Annotated in this window: 18 protein-coding genes; 7 read left to right on the top strand and 11 right to left on the bottom strand. The window is 54.7% G+C overall.

Going from position 1 to position 22,568, the window contains the following annotated elements:
- Positions 1 to 111: 111 nt before the first annotated feature.
- Both ACRY08_RS03805 and ACRY08_RS03810 read left to right on the top strand, forming a co-directional pair.
- Positions 112 to 1,161 carry an isocitrate/isopropylmalate dehydrogenase family protein gene (locus ACRY08_RS03805; protein ID WP_432448520.1) on the top strand — a complete coding sequence of 350 codons (1,050 nt, stop codon included), beginning with the start codon at positions 112 to 114 and terminating at the stop codon, positions 1,159 to 1,161.
- A 172-nt stretch (positions 1,162 to 1,333) separates the two neighbouring features.
- On the top strand, positions 1,334 to 3,550 hold the full coding sequence (locus tag ACRY08_RS03810; RefSeq protein ID WP_432448521.1) for an NADP-dependent isocitrate dehydrogenase: 2,217 nt from the start codon (positions 1,334 to 1,336) through the stop codon (positions 3,548 to 3,550).
- Positions 3,551 to 3,601: 51 nt separating this feature from the next.
- Here ACRY08_RS03810 and ACRY08_RS03815 read toward each other — a convergent pair whose 3' ends face one another.
- Both ACRY08_RS03815 and ACRY08_RS03820 read right to left on the bottom strand, forming a co-directional pair.
- Positions 3,602 to 4,468: a hypothetical protein gene (locus ACRY08_RS03815; RefSeq protein WP_432448522.1), complete on the bottom strand. Its 867-nt coding sequence runs from the start codon at positions 4,466 to 4,468 to the stop codon at positions 3,602 to 3,604.
- Between the two features lie 42 nt (positions 4,469 to 4,510).
- Complete coding sequence (locus ACRY08_RS03820) at positions 4,511 to 6,772, bottom strand: NADP-dependent malic enzyme (protein ID WP_432448523.1); 2,262 nt, start codon at positions 6,770 to 6,772, stop codon at positions 4,511 to 4,513.
- Between the two features lie 242 nt (positions 6,773 to 7,014).
- Between ACRY08_RS03820 and galE the strand changes: the two genes are divergently transcribed.
- Both galE and mutS read left to right on the top strand, forming a co-directional pair.
- Positions 7,015 to 8,025, top strand: coding sequence for a UDP-glucose 4-epimerase GalE (gene galE, locus ACRY08_RS03825; protein WP_432448524.1), 1,011 nt, complete (start codon positions 7,015 to 7,017; stop codon positions 8,023 to 8,025).
- Positions 8,026 to 8,121: 96 nt separating this feature from the next.
- On the top strand, positions 8,122 to 10,746 hold the full coding sequence (gene mutS, locus ACRY08_RS03830) for a DNA mismatch repair protein MutS (protein ID WP_432448843.1): 2,625 nt from the start codon (positions 8,122 to 8,124) through the stop codon (positions 10,744 to 10,746).
- Between the two features lie 49 nt (positions 10,747 to 10,795).
- Here mutS and ACRY08_RS03835 read toward each other — a convergent pair whose 3' ends face one another.
- Entirely contained in the window at positions 10,796 to 11,362 is a 567-nt protein-coding gene (locus ACRY08_RS03835; protein ID WP_432448525.1) for a nucleotide exchange factor GrpE, read from the bottom strand.
- Positions 11,363 to 11,385: 23 nt separating this feature from the next.
- Entirely contained in the window at positions 11,386 to 12,447 is a 1,062-nt protein-coding gene (gene hrcA, locus ACRY08_RS03840; RefSeq protein WP_432448526.1) for a heat-inducible transcriptional repressor HrcA, read from the bottom strand.
- A gap of 70 nt (positions 12,448 to 12,517) precedes the next feature.
- On the opposite strand from hrcA, the gene rph reads away from it, so the two are divergent.
- The 3 genes from rph to hemW are packed head-to-tail and all read left to right on the top strand — an operon-like array spanning position 12,518 to position 14,986.
- Positions 12,518 to 13,228: a ribonuclease PH gene (gene rph, locus ACRY08_RS03845; RefSeq protein ID WP_432448527.1), complete on the top strand. Its 711-nt coding sequence runs from the start codon at positions 12,518 to 12,520 to the stop codon at positions 13,226 to 13,228.
- Entirely contained in the window at positions 13,228 to 13,836 is a 609-nt protein-coding gene (rdgB, locus tag ACRY08_RS03850; RefSeq protein ID WP_432448528.1) for an RdgB/HAM1 family non-canonical purine NTP pyrophosphatase, read from the top strand. Before rph ends, rdgB begins: the two co-directional genes overlap by 1 nt.
- A complete protein-coding gene (gene hemW / locus ACRY08_RS03855; RefSeq protein ID WP_432448529.1) occupies positions 13,829 to 14,986 on the top strand; it encodes a radical SAM family heme chaperone HemW in 1,158 nt (385 codons plus the stop codon). The genes rdgB and hemW overlap by 8 nt, the downstream gene beginning before the upstream one ends.
- Before the next feature lie 8 nt (positions 14,987 to 14,994).
- On the opposite strand, the gene ACRY08_RS03860 is transcribed toward hemW, so the two are convergent.
- From ACRY08_RS03860 to ACRY08_RS03890, 7 genes are all read right to left on the bottom strand, one after another.
- Positions 14,995 to 15,885 carry a ParB/RepB/Spo0J family partition protein gene (locus tag ACRY08_RS03860; protein ID WP_432448530.1) on the bottom strand — a complete coding sequence of 297 codons (891 nt, stop codon included), beginning with the start codon at positions 15,883 to 15,885 and terminating at the stop codon, positions 14,995 to 14,997.
- A gap of 8 nt (positions 15,886 to 15,893) precedes the next feature.
- Positions 15,894 to 16,688 carry a ParA family protein gene (locus tag ACRY08_RS03865; protein ID WP_432448531.1) on the bottom strand — a complete coding sequence of 265 codons (795 nt, stop codon included), beginning with the start codon at positions 16,686 to 16,688 and terminating at the stop codon, positions 15,894 to 15,896.
- A complete protein-coding gene (gene rsmG / locus ACRY08_RS03870; protein ID WP_432448532.1) occupies positions 16,681 to 17,301 on the bottom strand; it encodes a 16S rRNA (guanine(527)-N(7))-methyltransferase RsmG in 621 nt (206 codons plus the stop codon). The genes ACRY08_RS03865 and rsmG overlap by 8 nt, the downstream gene beginning before the upstream one ends.
- Positions 17,298 to 19,181, bottom strand: a complete 1,884-nt coding sequence (mnmG, locus tag ACRY08_RS03875) for a tRNA uridine-5-carboxymethylaminomethyl(34) synthesis enzyme MnmG (protein ID WP_432448533.1) — start codon at positions 19,179 to 19,181, stop codon at positions 17,298 to 17,300. Before mnmG ends, rsmG begins: the two co-directional genes overlap by 4 nt.
- A gap of 12 nt (positions 19,182 to 19,193) precedes the next feature.
- Entirely contained in the window at positions 19,194 to 20,483 is a 1,290-nt protein-coding gene (gene mnmE, locus ACRY08_RS03880) for a tRNA uridine-5-carboxymethylaminomethyl(34) synthesis GTPase MnmE (RefSeq protein WP_432448534.1), read from the bottom strand.
- A gap of 28 nt (positions 20,484 to 20,511) precedes the next feature.
- A complete protein-coding gene (gene rho, locus ACRY08_RS03885) occupies positions 20,512 to 21,783 on the bottom strand; it encodes a transcription termination factor Rho (protein WP_432448535.1) in 1,272 nt (423 codons plus the stop codon).
- 125 nt (positions 21,784 to 21,908) lie between these two features.
- Positions 21,909 to 22,358 carry a CopD family protein gene (locus tag ACRY08_RS03890; RefSeq protein ID WP_432448536.1) on the bottom strand — a complete coding sequence of 150 codons (450 nt, stop codon included), beginning with the start codon at positions 22,356 to 22,358 and terminating at the stop codon, positions 21,909 to 21,911.
- Between the last annotated feature and the right edge of the window lie 210 nt (positions 22,359 to 22,568).

Genomic DNA, 22,568 nt, shown 5'->3' on the forward strand with positions numbered 1-22,568 from the left:
CCCTTGTCGGACAGCGCAAGAGCACCCTATTGTGACATGGAAGCGCTTTGTTTTATTCACTTTAGTGAATAAGACTTTGCTATTGTATTCCATTGTATACCGTATATACGAATGACAAATTCGCTTATCAGCATGGAGACCACCATGACCAAGATCCAAGCCACTCTTATCCCCGGCGATGGTATCGGCCCGGAAATCACCGAAGCCGTCACCGCCATTCTTGACCATATGGGCAGCCCCTTTGACTGGGATGTTCAGCAGGGCGGTGTGTCCGCACTGGACGCCACCGGCTCGCCCTTGCCCGAAGCCACGCTGGACAGCATTCGCCGCACCAAGCTGGCGCTGAAGGGTCCGTTGACAACACCTGTTGGCGGCGGCTTCAAGTCGATCAACCTGCAACTGCGTCAGGCCTTCAACCTCTATGCCAATGTACGCCCAACCAAGACGATCAAGGCGGATGGCCGGTTCGACAATGTGGACATGGTGATCTTCCGCGAGAACCTGGAAGGGTATTACATCTCGGACGAAGGCTACATGGAGCACAATGGCGACCCCGAAGGGAAAGTTTTCTCGACCGGCTACAACACCAAGGAAGGCGCCCAGCGCATCACCCGCGCCGCGTTTGAATATGCGCTGGCCAATGGGCGCAAGAAGGTCTCGATCGTGCATAAGGCCAATATCCTGAAATTGCTGTCCGGCATGTTTCTGGAAGAGGCGCGCAAGGTCGCTCTGGAATATGAAGGCCGTGTCGATTTCGACGAACGCATCGTAGATGCCTGCGCCATGCAGATGGTAATGTATCCCGATGCCTTTGACGTAATCGTCACCACCAACCTGTTTGGTGACATTCTGTCTGACCTCGCCGCCGGCCTGGTGGGTGGGCTTGGCCTTGCGCCCGGCGCCAACATCGGCAAAGACGCTGCGATCTTCGAGGCCGTGCACGGCTCGGCCCCTGACATCGCAGGCCAACAAAAAGCGAACCCCTGCGCCTTCCTGATGGCCGCCGGGCTGATGTTGGAACATGTGGGCAAGACGGACGACGCCCAGCGCCTGAAAAAGGCTGTGATCGAAACCGTTCAGGCCAAGGATCGCGTTACCCCCGACCTTGGCGGCACAGGCAACACCATGTCGATCGCAGAAGCGATCATGGATCGCCTGTAGCCTGAATTCGAAGGGTCGTGGCCCCGGCTGCGACCCTTTTTCACGGCGCTGTTAGCGCTCCGCCCTTTTTTTCTTCACGGGTTTTGTGTAAGGGGAAGGGGAAATCTCACCTTTCACCGTCCGGGGCGTTGACCCGCCGGTGAAGCTCTCCGCGAAAAAGAGGTGTCCTGACATGACCGATAAACCGCAAGCAGACATTCTGTATACCATTGTAGACGAAGCGCCGGAACTGGCCTCGGCCTCGTTCCTTCCGATTATCCGCAAATTCGTTTCCGCCGCTGATATTACCGTTGGCACGCCGGACATTTCGCTGGCTGGCCGCATCATCGCGACATTCCCGGAAAACCTGACCGACGATCAGCGTCAATCGGACGAACTGGCAGAGCTGGGCAAGCTTGTGAAGACCCCCGACGCCAACGTCATCAAACTGCCCAACATCTCGGCCTCGGTGCCGCAGCTGGTTGCGGCCATTGAAGAGCTTCAGGCACAGGGTTACAACCTTCCCAGCTACCCGGAAGATCCCCAGACTGACGACGAAAAGGCCATCCGTGCCCGTTACGACGCCATCAAAGGTTCAGCCGTGAACCCGGTACTGCGCGAAGGCAACTCGGACCGCCGTTCGGCCCGCGCCGTTAAGAACTTCGCCCAGAATAACCCGCATTCGATGGGAGCTTGGGAGAAGTCCTCGAAGACCAAAGTGTCGTCGATGCCAGGCAACGACTTCTATGCCAACGAAGTATCGGCCACCATCACCGCCGCCCAGGCCGGTGACGCGAAAATCGAATTCGTAGGAAAGGACGGAGCAACCACCGTTCTGAAAGACGGCTGGCCGCTGGAAGAAGGCACCATCGCGGATGCAACCTTCATGTCGGCGAAAGCGCTGGGTGCCTTCTTGGCTGACGCCATCGAAGACACCAAGAAAGACGGCACCATGTTCTCGCTTCACATGAAAGCGACCATGATGAAAGTGTCGGACCCGATCATCTTCGGCCACGCTGTCAAAGCATGGCTGGGTCCGGTTTGGGACAAGCACGGTGAAGCAATTGCTGCTGCCGGCGGTTCGCCTAACTCGGGTCTGGGTGACGTTCTGGCTGCCATCGAAAGCATGGACAACGCTGACGAGATCAAAGCGGAAATCGCTGCCTTGGACCGTCCGTCCATGTACATGGTCGACTCGGACAAAGGCATTACCAACCTGCATGTGCCGTCGGACGTGATCATCGACGCCTCGATGCCCGCCGTGATCCGCGCTGGCGGCAAGGGCTGGGACGAGGCTGGTGCGAAAGGTGACACCAACTGCGTGATCCCCGACCGCTGCTATGCCACCGTCTATGACGAAACCATCAACTTCTTCAAAGCCAACGGCGCGCTGGACGTGACCACCGCGGGTTCGGTGGCAAACGTTGGCCTGATGGCCCAAAAAGCAGAAGAATACGGTTCGCACCCGACCACGTTTGAAGCCCCGGCAGACGGCACCATCCGCATCGTGACCGCCAATGGCGACACGCTGCACGCGCATGAAGTCGAAGCTGGTGACATCTGGCGGTCCTGCACCGTGAAGAAGGCTCCGATTGAAAACTGGATCGAGCTGGCCATGGACCGTCAGCGCCTGACCGGTTCGGAAGCAATCTTCTGGCTGGACGCTAACCGCGCCCACGATGCCGAGCTGATCAAATACGTGACACCCGCACTGGAAGCCGCCGGCAAATCTGACCTGTTCCAAATCATGGCCCCGCGTGAAGCCACCGCGCAATCGCTGAAAACCATCACGGCTGGCAACGATAGCATCGCCATCACCGGCAACGTGCTGCGTGACTATCTGACCGACCTGTTCCCGATCCTGGAACTGGGCACCTCGGCCAAGATGCTGTCGATCGTGAAACTGATGAAAGGCGGCGGTCTGTTTGAAACCGGTGCTGGCGGGTCTGCTCCGAAGCACGTGCAGCAGCTGGTCGAACAAAACCACCTGCGCTGGGATTCGATGGGTGAGTTCTGCGCACTGGGTGAAAGCCTGAACTTCCTGGCGGACGTCAAAGGCAACGCAAAAGCCGGTGTTCTGGGTGCCGCAGCCGAAGCTGCGACCCAAGGTATTCTGGACAACAACCGTTCGCCATCGCGCAAAGTGGGCGAGCCCGACAACCGCGACAGCCACTACTGGTTTGCACGCTATTGGGCAGAAGCTCTGGCTGCACAATCTGATGATGCTGATCTGGCCGCCGAATTTACACCAATCGCCAAGGCACTGGCTGAAGGCGAAGCTGCGATCCTTTCCGAAATGGCCGCAGCACAAGGACCAGCCGCGGACATCGGTGGCTATTTCCGCCCATCGGTTGAGCTGAAAGCGAAAGTGATGCGCCCCTCGGCCACGCTGAACGCGATCATCGGCTGATCACTGTTTCACAATCTTAAAACGCCCCGTCGTAACTTCGGCGGGGCGTTTTTAATTCAACGGGGCCAAAACACCACCACGCTCAAGCTCTGCGCGCGTGGGTTCCCAAAGCTGATCAGGTGGCGTCTCAAAAGCTTGATCCACAAACCAGTCCTGCACACCTCGATCCGCTAAAAACTGCCGGTCTCGCTGTTGTTCAGCCTCTATGTCGAACAATGGCAGGGCCGCATTCCCCTCCAGCACATAGCGATGAAACCCCAGTTGCGCACCCGCATCCAGAATGCGTGTCTGACCGGCCATGAAGACCAACGTGCAGGACGAAGCACAGCGTCGTTGCACGTGGGTTCCAAGGTTGTTTTGTAAAACCAGCTGCGCCAACCCGCGGGCTTCAAATACATTCCCGCCATGGCTATCCAACAGAAGCGTTTTCAGGTTTGGATGAGTGACCAATGCCGCGCGAAACGCCTTCGTCACACCCGGAGATATGGTCCCTGACAACGCAAGGCTCGTACCGTCCTGAGAAACATCAAGGCTATATAGACCTGCGTGGTATTGTGACCGCCGCTCTGCATAGTCGCTTGGCGTCTCAGGGTCATCCGTCGCAAGCCAAACAGCCCACCACAAAGACATCATGACAAAAACAGCGACAATCAAGACGATCATACCGCCCCAAACAGGCAACTGCGCGCCCAGCGCCGTCCCGTGCCGATCAAGCGCTCGAAAATACCCAACCGCTTGCCAGACCAAGAGCGAAAGATCTGCTGCTATCAGGGGAAGGACCAATAATGGTGACAAAGACGCTTGATTTGAAAGCGCGATGAGGAAAGAAACCATTGCCAAACGCACACCAACCGCATTGATCCAGAAGCTCTGAACCACAGGGTGTTTGCCTTGCCAATGAGATTTCAGGTACCGCATGGCAAAGCCTAGGCCCCGCCACGCGGCTACGTCAAACGGCGTTTACTTCTCGCCCAAACGTGCGGCGGCAAGAACTGCCATGTTCAGAATGTCATTGGACGTCGAGTTCGTGGAGCAAATCTGGATCGGTTGATCAATGCCGGAAAGGATCGGACCAATCACCGTCGCGCCAGCAAGCTCTTGCATCATTTTTACCGAAATCGACGCCGAATGGCGGGCGGGTACAACCAGAATATTTGCAGGCCCTGACAGACGACAGAACGGATACTGCGCCATAACCTCAGGGTTCAGAGCCACATCAGCCGTCATCTCTCCATCGAACTCAAAATCCACGCCACGAGCCTCAAGTATTGCAGGCGCCTCGTGCAGTTTTTGCGCGCGTTCCGACACCGGGTAGCCAAATGTTGAGAAGCTGACAAAAGCCACACGCGGCTCCAAGCCCAATCCTCGTGCCACGGCTGCCGCGCGTTCTGCGATATTTGCCAGATCTTCGGTCTCGGGCCATTCATGCACCAGCGTATCCGCCATCAATACAATACGCCCGCGATGCAAAACCGCCGTAACACCAACCGCCCCATCTGCTGCGGTGGCGTCAAACACGTGGTTAATACGATCGAGAACATAGGCCGATTTCCGCGTCGCACCGGTGATCAACCCGTCACCATGGCCATGCGCCAACATCAGCGAGGCAAAGACGTGGCGATCCCGCGCCGCCAGGCGGTGAATATCATGGCGGTCGAAACCCTGTCGCTGCAGCCGCTCGTAGAGGTAGTCCTTGTAGGTGTTCAGATGCGGCGTGTTGGCTGCATTAACCACGCGCAATTCGCGCACGGCATCGCCCAGACCTTCTGCTTCCAGCTTGGTCTTCACATCATCCTCACGACCGACAACCAGCGCGCGCCCATAGCCATTCCGCTGATACTGTACAGCGGCACGCAGAGCTTGTGGGTTGTCACCCTCTGCAAAGATCATTGACGCCTGGTTCTTGCGTGCCCGCGCCGTGATCCCGCGCAGGATCGAGGCAGTCGGATCCATCCGCGCCTTCAGGCTGAGTTCGTAGCCATCCATGTCGATGATCGGGCGACGTGCCACCCCTGTGTCCATCCCGGCCTTGGCAACCGCAGGCGGGATCACGTGAATCAGGCGCGGATCGAAAGGCGTTGGAATGATATAGTCGCGGCCGAAGGTCAGCTTGGTGCCATATGCCATGGCAACCTCGTCCGGCACGTCTTCGCGCGCCAATTCAGCCAGAGCACGGGCACAAGCGATTTTCATCTCGTCATTGATCGCGCGCGCGTTGATATCCAATGCCCCGCGGAACAGATACGGAAAGCCCAGAACGTTGTTCACCTGGTTGGGATAATCCGACCGGCCAGTAGCAACGATCGCATCATTGCGCACCTCGTGCGCCTCTTCCGGAGTGATTTCCGGATCGGGGTTCGCCATGGCGAAAATGACCGGATTATCCGCCATCGAGGCGACCATATCCTGCGTCACAGCCCCCTTGACCGACACACCGAGGAACACATCCGCCCCATCCATCGCCTCTTCCAGCGTACGCAGCTTCGTATTGGCCGCATGGGCCGATTTCCACTGGTTCATGCCGTCTTTGCGGCCCTGATAGATCACGCCCTTGGTGTCACAGACGATGCAATTATCATGCTGTGCGCCCATAGCCTTGATCAGCTCAATACAAGCAATCCCAGCCGCCCCGGCGCCGTTCAGAACAATGCGACAGTCTTCGATCTTCTTGCCCGAGAGGTGCAGCGCATTCATCAAGCCAGCCGCGCAGATCACCGCTGTACCGTGCTGGTCATCATGGAAGACAGGGATATCCATCTCTTCTTTAAGGCGCTGCTCAATAATGAAACACTCGGGCGCCTTGATGTCTTCCAGATTGATGCCGCCAAAAGTTGGCCCCATCAGCTTGACCGCATTGATGATCGCCTCGGGGTCTTCGGTGTCCAGCTCGATATCAATAGAATCCACATCGGCAAATCGCTTGAACAAAACCGCTTTGCCTTCCATCACCGGCTTAGAGGCAAGCGCACCGAGATTTCCAAGCCCCAGCACAGCCGTCCCGTTGGAAATCACCGCCACAAGATTTCCCTTGGTGGTGTAATCATATGCTGTCTGCGGATCCGCCGCGATCGCCTCACAGGGAACGGCCACACCGGGCGAATACGCCAAGGACAGGTCACGCTGCGTTGTCATCGGGACCGAAGGCGTGACTTCAAATTTGCCCGGCGACGGGTCAAGATGGAAAGCTAGCGCCTCTTCAGGTGTGATCTTCGCTTTGGGCATATCGCGGGCCTTTGTCTTCTATCCGGAAGCCCAACCCATACAGGGGCAATTTCGCAGCCTCAACCGCTATTCGCGTAGTTTTATGTCTTTGGTAGCATTAATCTGGGTACTTTTCGCAAAGCCCCCACCCCGATGCCGCAATTTTCTAAATTTTTTGACTGGAATTTACCTCCGCCACTTTCCGGCGTGCCTTTTTCTTGCATCCAGCCTATATCACTCTCGGTTACTTCAAGAGGTTTCACATGGCACAGAAAATACTTTTGACGGGCGGCGCCGGGTTCATCGGGTCGCATACCTATGTGGAATTGGCGAAAGCTGGGTACGAGGTTGTCATCCTCGACAATTTTTCCAACGCCCAGCGCGATGTAACTGATCGGCTCGAAGTAATCTCTGGCCAGGACGTCACCTGTGTAGAAGGGGATGTCTTGAACGCCCCACTGCTGGACAAGCTGTTCGCAGATCACAAGTTTGACGCCGTTATTCACTTCGCTGCCTTGAAGGCTGTCGGCGAAAGCACCGAAAAGCCTCTGGACTATCTCACCACCAACATTTCGGGCCTGTACACGTTGCTTGGCGCAATGAAAAAGGCAGAGGTGTTCTCGCTGGTTTTCTCGTCATCAGCCACTGTTTACGGACAGCCCGACCAGCTGCCTGTACCCGAGACCGCACCCCGCAGCTTTAACAACCCATATGGCTATACAAAGCTGGTCTGCGAACAATCGCTGGAACAAGTTGCCGCCTCGGATGACCGCTGGGCATTTGGCATCCTACGCTACTTCAACCCCGCCGGAGCACACGATACTGCCCTTATTGGCGAAGATCCCAACGACATTCCCAACAATCTGATGCCCTATATTGCCAAAGTGGCCACAGGTGAGCTTGAGAAACTGTCGGTCTTTGGGGACGACTACGACACACCGGATGGTACCGGCGTGCGCGACTATATTCACGTGATGGATCTGGCGCGCGGCCACGTACAGTCGGTCGACGCCCTTTTGCGTACGGGCAACAGTCACACCGTGAACCTTGGAACTGGCACCGGGTATTCCGTGATCGATATGCTGCGCGCCTATGAAAAGGCTGCCGGGAAAGACCTGCCGCATCAGATGGCGCCTCGACGTGCTGGCGATGTGGCCAGCGTCTACGGAGACCCTGATCTGGCCCGTGAAGTTCTGGGCTTTCAGGCCGAACGGGACCTCGACGACATGTGCCAATCCAGCTGGAACTGGGTCTCGCGCCGCAAAAACACCTGACCCCCCTTTCGCCCCCTTCATCAACCCCCTAATCTGGCGCAAATCACGTAGCCTGGGGGCAAAAAGGTGAGCGAAAAACCGGCCAAGGTCACGCCGATGATGGCGCAGTTCCTCGAGATCAAAGAGGGCTATCCAGACGCGCTTTTGTTCTATCGCATGGGCGATTTCTACGAGCTGTTCTTTGATGACGCTGTGGCCGCAGCGGCCGCTTTGGATATCGCCCTGACCAAGCGCGGCAAGCATCTAGGCGAAGACATCCCGATGTGTGGTGTCCCAGTTCATTCTGCCGAAGGTTATCTGCTTTCCCTAATCCGGAAAGGTTTCCGGGTAGCGGTCTGTGAGCAGCTCGAAAACCCGGCAGAGGCGAAAAAGCGCGGCTCGAAATCTGTCGTAAAGCGCGATGTGGTGCGGTTGGTTACACCGGGCACATTGACCGAAGAGAGCCTTCTGGATGCACGTCGCCACAATTACCTGGCCGCATTTAACGATGTCCGCGGTGAAGGCGCGCTGGCTTGGGTCGATATTTCCACCGGTGCCTTCCATGTCATGCCCTGCCCACATCTGCGCCTTGGGCCGGAACTGGCTCGCCTTGCCCCGCGCGAAGTTGTCTTGTCTGAAACCAACACAGAGAACTCGGCAGAAGCAGTGACTGATGCGGGCGCATCACCCACCGAACTTGGCCGATCAGCGTTTGACAGCGCGAATGCCGAAAAGCGCCTGATCGACCTCTACAAGGTTGGGTCTTTGGACGCCTTTGGCAATTTCTCCCGCGCCGAAATGGGCGCGATGGGCGCAATCGTCGAATATCTGGATATAACCCAAAAAGGAAAACTCCCCCTTTTGCGCCCGCCAGTGAAAGAGCTGTCACAGGGCGCAATGCAGATCGACGCCGCCACCCGGCGAAATCTCGAGCTGACACATAGCTTGTCCGGTGGGCGCGAAGGATCGCTTCTGGCCACGATTGATCGAACGGTTACTGCAGGCGGTGGACGCTTGTTAGAACGTCGCATCTCAAGCCCATCACGCGACCTGAACGAAATCCATGCACGCCATGACGCGGTGCGTTTTCTGCTGGAACAGAGACTGATTTGCGACACAACGCGCGAAGCCTTGCGCAATGTGCCCGATATTGATCGCGCCTTGTCACGTCTGGGATTGGAGCGCGGTGGGCCCCGTGACCTTGCCGCCATTCGAAATGGTTTGGCAGCGGCGCAAGAGCTTTCGGATCGGCTTTCGCAGGGCGATCTACCTGCAAAGCTCGGGAATGCTTCACAGCGGCTCAAGGGCCATGACCCCCTGATTGACCTTCTGGACCAGGCCTTGGTGGCAGAGCCACCGCTTCTGGCCCGCGATGGCGGATTCATTGCACCGGGCTATGACCAGGATCTAGATGAATCACGCCAGCTACGTGATGAAGGGCGCAGTGTCATCGCCGGCATGCAGGCCCAGTACGCCGAACACACCGGCATCAGCGCATTGAAGGTCAAGCATAACAACGTCCTTGGGTATTTCATCGAAACAACCGCCACCCATGCGCAGAAGATGCTGAACCCTCCGCTGTCAGAAACCTATATTCACCGACAAACCACGGCCAATGCCGTGCGCTTCACCACCGTGGCGCTCAGCGATATGGAAACTAAAATCCTGAATGCCGGAAACCGTGCGCTTGAGATTGAGAAAGGTCTCTATTCCAGCCTAACTGAACAGGTATTGAAGCGGGCCGCTGAAATTGGAGAGACGGCGCGCGCGCTGTCAGAAATTGACGTCGCAACCGGCTTTGCAGATTTGGCCCGGTCAGATGGCTGGGCGGCCCCCAAGATTGATGACAGCCGCGCGTTTCACGTTCTTGCAGGTCGCCACCCTGTGGTCGAAGCCGCATTGCGGAAAACCGGCAGCTCGTTTGTTGCAAATGATTGCGATCTTGCGGATGGCACGAACAGTGCCGACATCTGGCTTCTTACCGGGCCCAATATGGCAGGTAAATCAACCTTCCTTAGACAAAATGCGCTGATCGCTCTTTTGGCTCAGGCAGGAAGCTTTGTACCAGCAAAAGAGGCGCATATTGGCCTTGTCTCGCAACTCTTCAGTCGGGTTGGCGCGTCGGATGATCTGGCACGCGGGCGATCCACTTTCATGGTAGAGATGGTTGAAACAGCGGCCATTCTAAACCAAGCCGATGATCGCGCTCTTGTCATTCTCGATGAAATTGGCCGCGGCACAGCAACCTATGACGGGTTGTCCATCGCGTGGGCAACGCTGGAGCACCTGCACGACGTAAACAAATCCCGTGCGCTATTTGCCACTCACTATCACGAAATGACCCAGCTTTCGGACAAGCTTGATGGCGTCGAAAACGCCACGATTTCCGTTAAAGAGTGGGAAGGAGAGGTTATTTTCCTTCACGAAGTGCACAAGGGAGCGGCTGATCGGTCTTATGGGGTTCAGGTCGCCAAGCTTGCGGGGCTTCCTGAAAGCGTGGTGGCCCGTGCCAATGTTGTCCTTGATGCGTTGGAAAAAGGAGAGCGAGAGGGGTCTGGCCAAAAGGCGGTGATCGACGATCTTCCGCTGTTCTCGGCAAGTGCAAAACCTGAGCCTGAAACCAAAATGCCTCAGTATCTGAAAGACCTGGAGTTGGTGCTTCACGACGCGCATCCGGATGACATGAAGCCGATCGAGGCTTTAAGCCTGCTCTACGAGCTAAAAGAAATCATGAACGACTAAGCCAACAAAAACCCCCGCGCCCTGCGGGGGTTTTAAGGTGTTCTTTGATTTAAGCGGGCGTAGAAGACACGCCAACCTGCGCAGGCCGCAAAAGCCGGTCGTGCAACATAAAGCCCTCAGCCATCACCTGAATGATGTCACCGGCCTTGGTGCCCGGAACAGGGGCCTCGAACATAGCTTCGTGCACTTCCGGGTCAAAGGCATCGCCGATTTCCGGCGCCAAAAGGCGAATGCCGTGTTTGTCAAAAATGCCCAGCAGCGCACGCATGGTCAGCTCAACACCTTCCAAAAGCGCTTTGTCCGCCTCGCCCGCCTCTTTCGAAGCGTCCAGTGCACGTTTCATGTTGTCGTAAACCGGCAGCATGTCGCGTGCGAGCTTTGATCCGCCATAATTCTCGGCCTCGCGACGGTCGCGCTCTCCACGCTTGCGTGCATTTTCTGCATCCGCAAGGGCCCGCATGAAGCGGTCTTTCATCTCATCCCGCTCTGCCCGGAGCGCCGTCAGCTCATCTTCGCCGCTCTGCTCTTCGACGCCCTCATCAGCGCCCGTTTCCGCCATCAGCTCTTCAATGGCGGCTTCCACGTTTTCAACCGCATCGGTTTTCGCGTCAGTCATGTCTTTGCCTTTGTCCTTGGCTTCTATCCTCGGTCCGCGATCATTTTGCCGATCAGCTGCGCCGTATAGTCCACAACGGGAACAATCCGACCATAGTTCAGCCGCGTCGGTCCGATCACGCCAACCGCACCAATTACCTTTCGATCAGCGTTCATATATGGGGAAACCACCAAAGAGCTACCCGAAAGTGAAAAAAGTTTGTTCTCTGAACCAATAAAAATGCGAACGCCCTCGCCCTGATCAGCGAGATCAAGGAATTCTGCAATATCACGCTTGCGCTCCAGATCATCAAACAGCGTTTTTATCCGCTCAAGGTCTGCGGCTTCGGTGTCCTGATCCAAGAGATTCGAGCGCCCGCGCACAATGAGCCGCTCATAGGGAAGCCCTTCATTTTCCCACAGGGCCGCACCACTTTCGACGAGCGCATGCGCCAGTGTATCCAACTCTTGTCGGCGCGATTTTATCTCTTGCGCGACGATGCCTTGTAGCTGAGAAATCGTGCGGCCCTCGGCTAGGGCATTCAGAAAGTTAGCGGCCTCTCGCAAAGAGCTGGGCGTTTGCCCAGCGGGCGGTGTGAACACACGATTCTCCACATGCCCATCAGCAAACACCAAAACCACCAACGCGCGATCCGGGCCAAGCGTCACAAATTCGATGTGTTTAATTGGGGCTTCGTGTTTTGGCGTCAGCACAAGACTTGCGCCGGCAGTAATGCCCGACAGCGCAGATCCGACACGATCCATCATCTGGGATATGTCGCCCTCGACACCGACAGTCGCATCAATTTTCTGCCGATCATCCGTTGTCAGGTCCGAAACCTCAAGCAGTCCATCGACAAACATACGAAGCCCAAGTTCGGTTGGGATGCGTCCGGCTGAAACATGCGGACTGCCCAAAAGACCCATAAACTCCAGATCCTGCATCACATTTCGGATTGTCGCAGCGCTGACCTTTTCTGTCATGGCGCGCGTCAGAGTGCGCGACCCTACAGGCGTCCCGGTTTCAAGATAGCTTTCGACCACACAACGAAACACCTCGCGCGAGCGGGCATTCATATCATCCATAATTTCCGGGCCGTCATGCATGTCTATTGCCTTGCCTTTTTGCCGGACCCATGGGTATCACGCTTTTGAACATGAAATAAAGGAAGAAGCCATGCGTCCCTCTGGTCGAAATTTAGATCAAATGCGTCCGATTTCAATCGAGACCGATGTGACAAAACACGCGGAAGGCTCGTGCATGATCCGGGTCGGAGATACTCATGTGCTTTGCACCGCGTCGCTGGAAGAGCGCGTTCCCCCGTTCTTGCGCAACTCGGGCAAGGGCTGGGTGACTGCAGAATATGGAATGCTGCCCCGTTCAACCGGCTCGCGCATGCGCCGCGAGGCAGCAGCTGGCAAACAAGGTGGCCGCACCGTCGAAATTCAGCGCTTGATCGGCCGCAGCCTACGTGCTGGTGTCGATCTTGTGGGACTTGGCGAGCGTCAGATCACCGTGGACTGTGATGTTATTCAGGCCGACGGCGGCACGCGTTGCGCCGCAATTACTGGTGGCTGGGTCGCGCTGCGCCTTGCCGTAAACAAGCTATTGAAAGCCGGAGATATTTCAACTGATCCCCTGATGGACCCAGTGGCAGCCGTGTCGTGCGGGGTCTATGCCGGCCAACCCGTCTTGGATCTGGACTACCCAGAAGACAGCGAAGCCGGTGTGGATGGTAACTTCGTCATGTGTGGCCCCAAGTTGATCGAGGTTCAAATGTCTGCGGAAGGCTCGACCTTCAGTCGCACTCAAATGAACGAGCTTATGGATCTAGCCGAAAAAGGCGTGTCTGAACTGGTTGCCGCTCAGATCAAGGCAACCACCTAATGCGCAAATTTGACGGCGATAAACTGGTGGTTGCCACTCATAATGCCGGAAAGCTACGCGAAATATCGGCTCTACTGGCACCGTTTGGAATCGCCGTCACCTCTGCCGGTGAGCTGGGCCTGAAAGAACCTGCAGAAACCGAAGACAGCTTTGCTGGAAATGCGCGGATCAAAGCACATTTCGCCGCCAAATCCAGCGGACTACCCGCCCTGTCCGATGACAGCGGCATCATGGTCGATGCTCTGGATGGCGCCCCCGGCGTATACACCGCAGATTGGGCCGAAACGCCCAACGGGCGCGATTTTCCGATGGCGATGGAGAAAACCTGGTCGCTGCTTGAACAAAAGTCCGCTCCACACCCCAGAACCGCACAGTTTTGCTGTACACTCTGCCTTGCGTGGCCAGACGGTCACGACGAAATTTTCGAAGGCAAAGTGGACGGATCGCTGACGTGGCCCATGCGTGGCGATAAGGGGTTTGGCTACGACCCAATCTTCGTGCCCAGGGGCTTTGACATCACATTTGCCGAAATGGACCCCGACAAAAAACACGCCATGAGCCACCGTGCGGACGCATTCGCCAAGCTGGTCCGAGGCGCCTTTGCCTGAGAATTGGCAAATTGGCGGCTTTGGGCTTTATGTCCACTGGCCTTTCTGCGCGTCTAAGTGCCCCTATTGCGATTTTAACAGCCACGTCACGGCGAAAATCGACCAATCCGAATGGGCCGAAGCCTATAAAGCTGAGATTCAGCGCTACGCGACGCAAACACCAGACCGCGTGCTGTCTTCGATCTTCTTCGGGGGCGGAACGCCCAGCCTGATGGACCCACAAACAGTGGACAGTATTATCCAGGCCGCTCAAAAGGCCTGGACCTTTGCCAATGACATCGAGATCACTTTGGAGGCGAACCCCAGCTCAATCGAGATGGAGAACTTCGCGGGTTACAAGGCAGCGGGCGTAAACAGAGTTTCAATGGGCATACAGGCCCTGAATGAAACCGATCTCCGCGCACTTGGTCGTTTGCACAGCGTAAGCGAGGCAAAAAAGGCTCTAACACTCGCCAACTCTATCTTTGATCGTGTCAGTTTCGATCTGATTTATGCCCGTCAGAACCAAACCCTGAAGAGCTGGGAGGCGGAGCTGAACGAGGCCATTGGCTTTGGCCCTACTCATATGTCGCTGTATCAACTGACAATTGAACCAGATACCGCCTTCGGCGCACGCCATAAGGCAGGTAAGCTCTTGGGGTTGCCCAGAGACGAGCTAGCGACCGATATGTATTTTCTGACGCAAGAGATCACAAAACATGCGGGCCTACCCAGCTATGAAGTCTCTAATCATGCTCAACGCGGCCAAGAAAGCCGTCATAACATGATCTACTGGCGCGGAGGTGACTGGGTTGGGATAGGTCCCGGGGCGCACGGCAGACTGACGCTGGGCAGCACCAGGTTTGCAACCGCAACACCGCTACAGCCAAATCAGTGGCTCGCCACCGCTTCTGATCAGGGAGGAGAAATCCTTCGTGACGCCCTCGAGGCAGATGAAATTGGGACAGAGTATCTGCTAATGGGCCTAAGGACGGTCGAGGGAATTGACCTCAAGCGCTTGAAAAGCATCAGCGGCATGTCCATAGAGCAAAGCAAAATCAATGGCTTACTAGAGATCGGCCTGATAGAACTGTCTAACGATCGTCTCTGGGCGACCGAAAGTGGTCGCCCGATACTGAATGGCATTATTCGCGAATTGATGCCTGATTGAGCAAGCGATCAGACAGAAAGCTTCCCGCAAAGCTCGTCGAGTTCGTCAAGATTTGAATAACGGATGCTCATGACGCCGGCCTCTCCGCCCGACAGGTGGTCGATTTGCACCTTCATGCCAATAGCAGCAGAGAGATCGGCCTCCAGCGCCTTCGTGTCTGCGTCCTTTTCTTTCCGAACTGTAGGTGATTTGGCCGGGTTAGGCTCGCTTTTTCCCTTTGCCAGCTTCTCAGCCGCGCGTACAGAAAGGCCCTTCTTAATGATCTGCCGCGCCAAATCGACCGGATTATCTGCGGTCACAAGTGTTCGCGCGTGACCAGCCGACAGCCGTCCCTCACGCACAAACTCCTGAACTTCGTCTGGCAGATTTAGCAGGCGTAGAAGGTTGGCGATGTGGCTACGGCTTTTGCCCAGAGCTTCGGAAACCTTTTCTTGCGTGTGCCCAAAGCGGTCCATCAAATCGCGATAGCCAGCAGCCTCTTCAATGGCATTCAGATCCGCACGCTGAATGTTCTCGATAATAGCAACTTCAAGCGCCTCTGTATCATCGTAGCTACGAACGATAACAGGCAACTCATGCAGTTGGGCAATCTGAGAAGCGCGCCAACGGCGTTCGCCGGCAACAATCTCATACTCACCTTCAGCATTAGGTTTTGGCCGAACGATCAGCGGCTGAATAACGCCTTTTTCTTTGATCGATGACGCAAGATCGTCCAATTGCTCTTGTGTAAAGCGGCGCCGTGGCTGTTCGGGGTTGGGCGAAATACGCTCAATTGGAACAAGCAGGTCGGCACGCCGAGGTGTTTCAGATTTTGTGGTCGAAGGCTCCTCTACCACAACATCTGCCATAAGTGCTGACAGACCTCGTCCAAGACCGCGCGATTTTTGTTTATTGCTCATAGTGCCTCCTACGCCTTTTTGGACAGCTCTCGCGCGAGATCGCGATAAGCCTGGCTGCCTTTTGAGTTTGGATCATACATCAATACAGGCATTGCAAAAGACGGTGCTTCGCTAACACGTACGTTTCTTGGAATGACCGTTTCAAAAACCAAAGCGCCCAGATTATCACGCGCATCCGCTTCCACCTGTCGGGAAAGGTTGTTCCGTGCATCATACATTGTAAGCACGACACCCTCGATGCGCAGGTCAGCATTTGCGGCCTGCCGCACCTCGCGCACAGTCAGCATAAGCTGAGACAGGCCTTCGAGTGCAAAAAATTCGCTTTGAAGGGGGATCAGGACACTATCCGCGGCGACAAGCGCATTTACTGTAAGAAGGTTCAAAGAAGGGGGGCAATCGATCAAGATGTAGTCCAGCCCAAGCGCCAGCAGCTCAGGGACCTGAAGAGCGTCCTTCAACAGATGGCTCCGCTTTTCATTTGAAACAAGCTCAATATCCGCTGAGGACAGGTCTGTAGTTGCAGGTGCGATCAACAGATTGCTAAGATCCGTTTCCTGGAGCACATCCAGTAGAGGCGCCTCGTCGAGCAAGAGGTCATAAGTCGACAGATCTCGCTTCTCAGCCCCAACCCCAAGACCGGTCGAGGCATTTCCTTGAGGATCAAGATCAAGCAAAAGCACTGATTTTCCCTGTTCCGCAAGGGCCGCGCCTAGATTGATCGTCGTGGTTGTCTTTCCAACCCCACCCTTTTGGTTGGTGATGGCAATTACCTTTGGAGATTTCGTTTGTGATGTATCAGGCACGCGAAAGTTCTCCGATTCTCAGAATAGCAGCATCCGAATTGGTCTTGCTGGCATAGGTATCATATTGAAAAGACCAGTTTTCAAGTGCTGAATCTATCTCATCTTTGTAGTTCCGGCCTTTTAAAAACAGACACTCACCATCTTTTGCAAGATGCCTGAAGGCCAGCGACAAAAGGTCATCAAGGCTTGCTAGAGCTCGGGCTGATACAATTTCCGCATTCTGCTTTGGTGCCGCCTCAATACGCTCACTTATCACAGTGAGCTTCGCACCGGTTTCTCGCCCCACGGTTCGCAAAAAAGCTGATTTTCGTTGGTCGCTCTCAATGCAGGTTGTTGTTCGATCAGGGTCCGTCTCAAGTGCCAAAATGGCCGTAACCACCCCTGGAAAGCCCCCTCCACTTCCCAAATCGCACCAATTTCTGTGATGCCCCGGCGCAATTTCTGCGACTTGGGCAGAATCCATAAAATGTCGAATCCACATGTCCCTGATAGTAGAAGGCGCAACCAGATTGATCGCGGGATTCCACTTTTGCAGAAGTGTGGCATAGGTGAGCAGCCGCTCCTGTGTTTCACGTGAAACATCGACCTGCTCAAAAAACTGCGCCTGGGTCATGCGCTGCGCGCCCTTTTGTTTTTACGAAGTCGGGACAAAAGCAAGGTAAGCGCGGCGGGCGTCATACCTTCAACCCTACCCGCATGCGCAAGGGTTTTTGGCCGAACACGGGTTAGCTTGTCCGCCAGCTCGTTTGAAAGACCATCGATTCCGCAATAATCAAAGTCATCCGGTATTTTATGTGCTTCATCCCTGCGAAGAGCGTCCACGTCTCGCTCCTGTCTTTCAATATAGTTGGCATAAAGCGCGTCACGGCCCACTTGTTGTTGAATTTCGGAGGGTATCTTCGCCAACTCAGGGGCGATACTGACAACATCAGAAAAGGTGACGTCTGGAAAAGCCAAAAGCTCGTAAGCAGAACGACGTGCGCCATCCTTACGCACCTTGAAACCGGCATCGCCAAGCTTCGATGCAGAAAAGCTGGTCGTCTTCAGTTTCTCTGTTGCAGTTGATAGCCGCCCCATCTTTTCCGAAAACAGCCGCGCCCTATTGTCACCGACACAACCCAAGCCCATCCCAAATGGTGTCAGGCGCTGATCCGCGTTGTCGGCTCGTAAGGATAGGCGGTATTCGGCGCGTGATGTAAACATTCGGTAAGGTTCGCTTACGCCCCGTGTGATCAAATCATCAACCATTACGCCAATGTAGGACGTAGCGCGGGTAAATATAGCTGGATCCAGCCCAGCCGCCTTCCGCGCGGCGTTTAGCCCGGCGACCAGCCCCTGTGCCGCTGCCTCTTCATAGCCCGTGGTGCCGTTTATTTGCCCCGCAAGATACAGGTTTTCAACATCTCGAAGCTCAAGGGTGTCCGTCAGGGCGCGTGGATCGACGTAGTCATATTCAATCGCATATCCAGACTGTAGAATTTTGGTTTGTTCCAAGCCCCTGATTGACCGAACATAAGCCTCTTGAACATCGATTGGCAAAGAAGTGCTGATGCCGTTTGGATAAACCGTATGATCATTCAGACCTTCAGGCTCCAAGAAAATCTGATGGCTTTCTTTGTCAGAAAAACGAACAATCTTGTCTTCAATAGACGGGCAATAGCGAGGGCCAACTCCATCAATATGCCCACCATACATGGCGGATTTTTCCAGATTATTCCTGATAATATCATGAGTCTGTGAATTGGTATGGGTGATCCCGCACGAAATTTGCCGCGCCTCCGGAGTGGCGTTCAGAAACGAAAACATGCTGGGCACGTCATCGCCCGGCTGAGATTCCAGCGAGTCCCAATCAATCGTCCGGCCATCGAGGCGTGGTGGCGTACCTGTTTTCAAGCGCCCCAAAGGCAGCCCGAAGCCGTCAATCCGCTCCGCCAGGCGAACGGAAGGCCGATCACCCATACGTCCGCCTTGGGACTTTTGTTCGCCAATATGAATAATACCGCGCAGAAACGTCCCAGTGGTCAGAATAACGGTTCGCGATTTTATCTCGCTGCCGTCTTCCAGAACGATTCCATGAACGGATAACCCATCAACGATCAAATCAGTGGTTTCGCCAATGATAAGCGACAAGTTGGGCGTCGAACGAACTTCTGACTGCATGGCAGATTGATAGATTTTCCGATCTGCCTGCGCACGTGGACCTTGAACTGCAGGGCCTTTTCGACGGTTTAGCAACCTGAACTGAATACCGGCGCGGTCAGCGACACGCCCCATCAGGCCATCCATGGCATCTATCTCACGAACCAGATGCCCCTTACCCAAACCGCCAATCGCTGGATTACATGACATTACCCCAAGATCTTCTTTTCTTAGGGTAACCAGTGCGGTACTCGCACCCAGTCGCGCGGCCGCATGTGCCGCATCCACACCCGCGTGTCCACCACCGACAACTACGACGTCAAAATCATAATGTTTCACGTGAAACACTCCCATCTACCGATGCGGTTATTTACCAAGGCAAAAGCTAGAAAAAATCTCATCAAGCAGATGCTCGACATCTACACGGCCTACCAAGGCGTCAAGCGCCCTCAAGGCCGTCCTAACTTCTTCCGCTGCAAACTCAGATCGGTCAGCTCCATGATCTATCTCGATTCGAGCTTCATCCAAAGCGTTCTTCGCATTCTTCATTGCGATACGATGACGCTCGCGAGTGGCCGTCCCCGCACCCTGGACACGTTCACTTAGTGTGATTGATATCTTTGAAACCAGCTCATCGAGTCCCTGCCCGGTCACCCCGGAAACTGAGAACTCAGTAGAATTTCGCTCATCAGCCTTTCCAACGACCAAAACATCTCCGTCTACAGGCTGAATGGAGAGGCTTTCGTTTTCGTGTTCCAACAAAAAGACACGCATATCTGCCGCTTGTGCCCGCGACATCGCTCTTTCGATACCGATTGCTTCAACCGTATCCGTCGTTTCCCTTAACCCAGCAGTATCCAACAGCGTCACCGCAAGGCCCGCCAGCTCCATCTGAACTTCAATGACGTCTCTTGTTGTTCCGGCAACTTCAGACGTGATCGCTGCATCTCTGCCAGCCAGCGCGTTTAGCAGTGTTGATTTGCCAACATTCGGTTTTCCAATGATTGCGACCTCAAAACCGGATCGAATCCTCTCGGCAATAACCGACCCAGAAACCTCTTTTTCCAAAGCACTGGAGACCTCTGCCAAAAGGGATCTGACCTCCGGCGACACATCAACCGGCACATCCTCGTCAGCAAAGTCAATTGTCGCCTCAAGCAATGCCGCTGCACGTATCAAATTTGCCCGCCATTTCTCTGCAATCGACCCTAGTGCACCAGAAAGCACGTTATATGCCTGCTTCCGTTGGGCTTCTGTTTCTGCCTCCAGAAGGTCTGCCAGCCCCTCGACTTGCGCAAGATCCATACAGTCGTTTTCGAGGGCACGCCGCGTAAACTCGCCTGGCTCTGCAAATCTAAGCCCATCAATTTCTGAAAGCTCAAACAAAACCGCGCGGATTACTGCCCCAGAACCATGAAGCTGCAACTCAACAACGCTTTCTCTGGTAAAACTCGATCCCTCTTCGAAACAAAGCACAAGCGCCTCATCAAGCACCAGACCACCCTGCCCAACGAGCTTTCTTAGGCCCGCCGTTCTGATTTCTGGAAGTTCACCAGCCAATTGACGGGCTGCTGAAAATGCAAGTGGCCCGGAAATCCGGACCACAGCGACACCCGCTTTTCCACGAGCACTGGCAAGAGCAAAAATCGTGTCCATTCTGCTAACTCATTGTTATGAATACATATTATGCATTCATTGAGTCGAAGAACTCGCCATTCGACTTGGTTTGTTTCAACTTGGAAATCAGGAACTCGATCGCGTCGGTTGTGCCCATTGGGTTCAAGATACGGCGCAGCACATATGTCTTCTGAAGATCCTTGGCATCAACCAACAGATCTTCTTTCCGGGTGCCTGATTTGAGGATGTCGATCGCCGGGAAAACGCGCTTGTCTGCAACTTTGCGGTCCAGAACGATCTCGCTGTTACCCGTGCCTTTGAATTCCTCAAAGATCACTTCATCCATACGCGAACCGGTTTCAATAAGAGCTGTGGCGATAATGGTCAAAGAACCACCCTCTTCGATATTCCGCGCCGCGCCAAAGAACCTCTTTGGTCGCTGCAGAGCGTTCGCATCAACACCGCCAGTCAGAACTTTGCCTGATGATGGCACCGTCGTGTTGAACGCGCGGCCAAGGCGGGTGATCGAATCGAGCAAGATCACAACATCGCGCTTGTGTTCAACAAGACGTTTGGCCTTTTCAATCACCATCTCGGACACAGCCACGTGACGCGTTGCCGGTTCATCGAAGGTCGAAGACACAACCTCACCTTTCACCGAGCGCTGCATATCCGTCACCTCTTCGGGACGTTCATCGATCAAAAGCACAATCAGATAACATTCCGGGTGATTTTTCTCGATCGAATGCGCGATATTCTGCAAAATCACGGTCTTACCAGTCCGCGGGGGTGCCACGATCAGCGAACGCTGACCTTTCCCAATCGGTGCCACAAGGTCGATGATCCGCGCGGAACGGTCTTTGATGGTGGGATCCTCGATCTCCATCTTCAGGCGTTCATCTGGGTAAAGCGGGGTCAGGTTGTCGAAAGCCACTTTGTGTTTGGCTTCCTCAGGATCACCAAAATTGATTTTCTCGACCATAGTGATCGCGAAATAGTTTTCGTTCTCTCGCGGTGCATTGATAACACCCTCGACGGTATCACCTGTACGCAGTGAATACTGACGGATCACTTCGGGCGAGACATAGATATCATCCGGGCCTGGCAGATAGTTTGCTTCAGGGGAGCGCAGAAAACCGAACCCATCCTGCAAAACTTCAAGTACGCCATCCCCGCCGATGACCCATTCATCCTCTGCCAGCTCTTTCAGGATCGAGAACATCATCTCGCCCTTGCGCATGGTAGAAGCGTTTTCGATTTCCAGCTCTTCTGCCATCGAGACGAGCTCTTTGGGGCTTTTGGCTTTCAGATCAGCGAGATTCAGACGGTTTTCGGACATGGATATGCTCTGCAATGGATCACGACGACGCTCAAGCGTGGTCTGATGACGCGTAGGGAAAAACTCAGGCCGGACGGCCTGCTTGCCCGATCACATAAGCCGCCACGTCTGTGGAGTCAACGAAATCAGAATTTAAACACCACCGAGAAGACAATCACGATCATCAAAAGCGTCGGCAATTCGTTCATCATGCGATAACGGCGTCCGGTCAGCGTGTTTGTACCTGACATGAACTCTTTTCGCCGTGCGGCCAGCCACATATGAAACCAGGTCATACCAATTACTGAAAACCCTTTCGTCCAGAGCCAGACAGACCCCCAATCCACCACACCTGGCGTCATCACCAGACAAAGGCCAAAGATCCAGCTGCTGATCATAGCCGGGTTCATGATCGCCTTCAGAAGCCTGCGTTCCATCGTTTGGAACAGTTCATCTGTTTCAGTGCCTGATCCAACAACCTCGACGTGATAAACAAACAGACGAGGTAAATAAAAAAGACCGGCCATCCAAGCAATCACAGAAATGATATGAAGCGACTTGGTCCAGAAATAGATATCTGACAGAAATTCACCCATTCTCTGCATTCCTTGCTTTCGACATGACCTGACCCTTCTTAAATAAATAAAAGAGAAGAAGAAAAGATGATGATGATGATTGTCCTGTGGATAATGGGGATTATACAATTACCCCCGAAGTTTTTCACAGGTGGATAACTACGCTTCATGCGCAGAAAACCAAAGAAAACCCTATATTTTTCTGAGAGTATAGCACCATAAAGCTGTCCA

This window comes from Aliiroseovarius marinus (assembly GCF_050881025.1).
Lineage (GTDB): Bacteria > Pseudomonadota > Alphaproteobacteria > Rhodobacterales > Rhodobacteraceae > Aliiroseovarius > Aliiroseovarius marinus_A.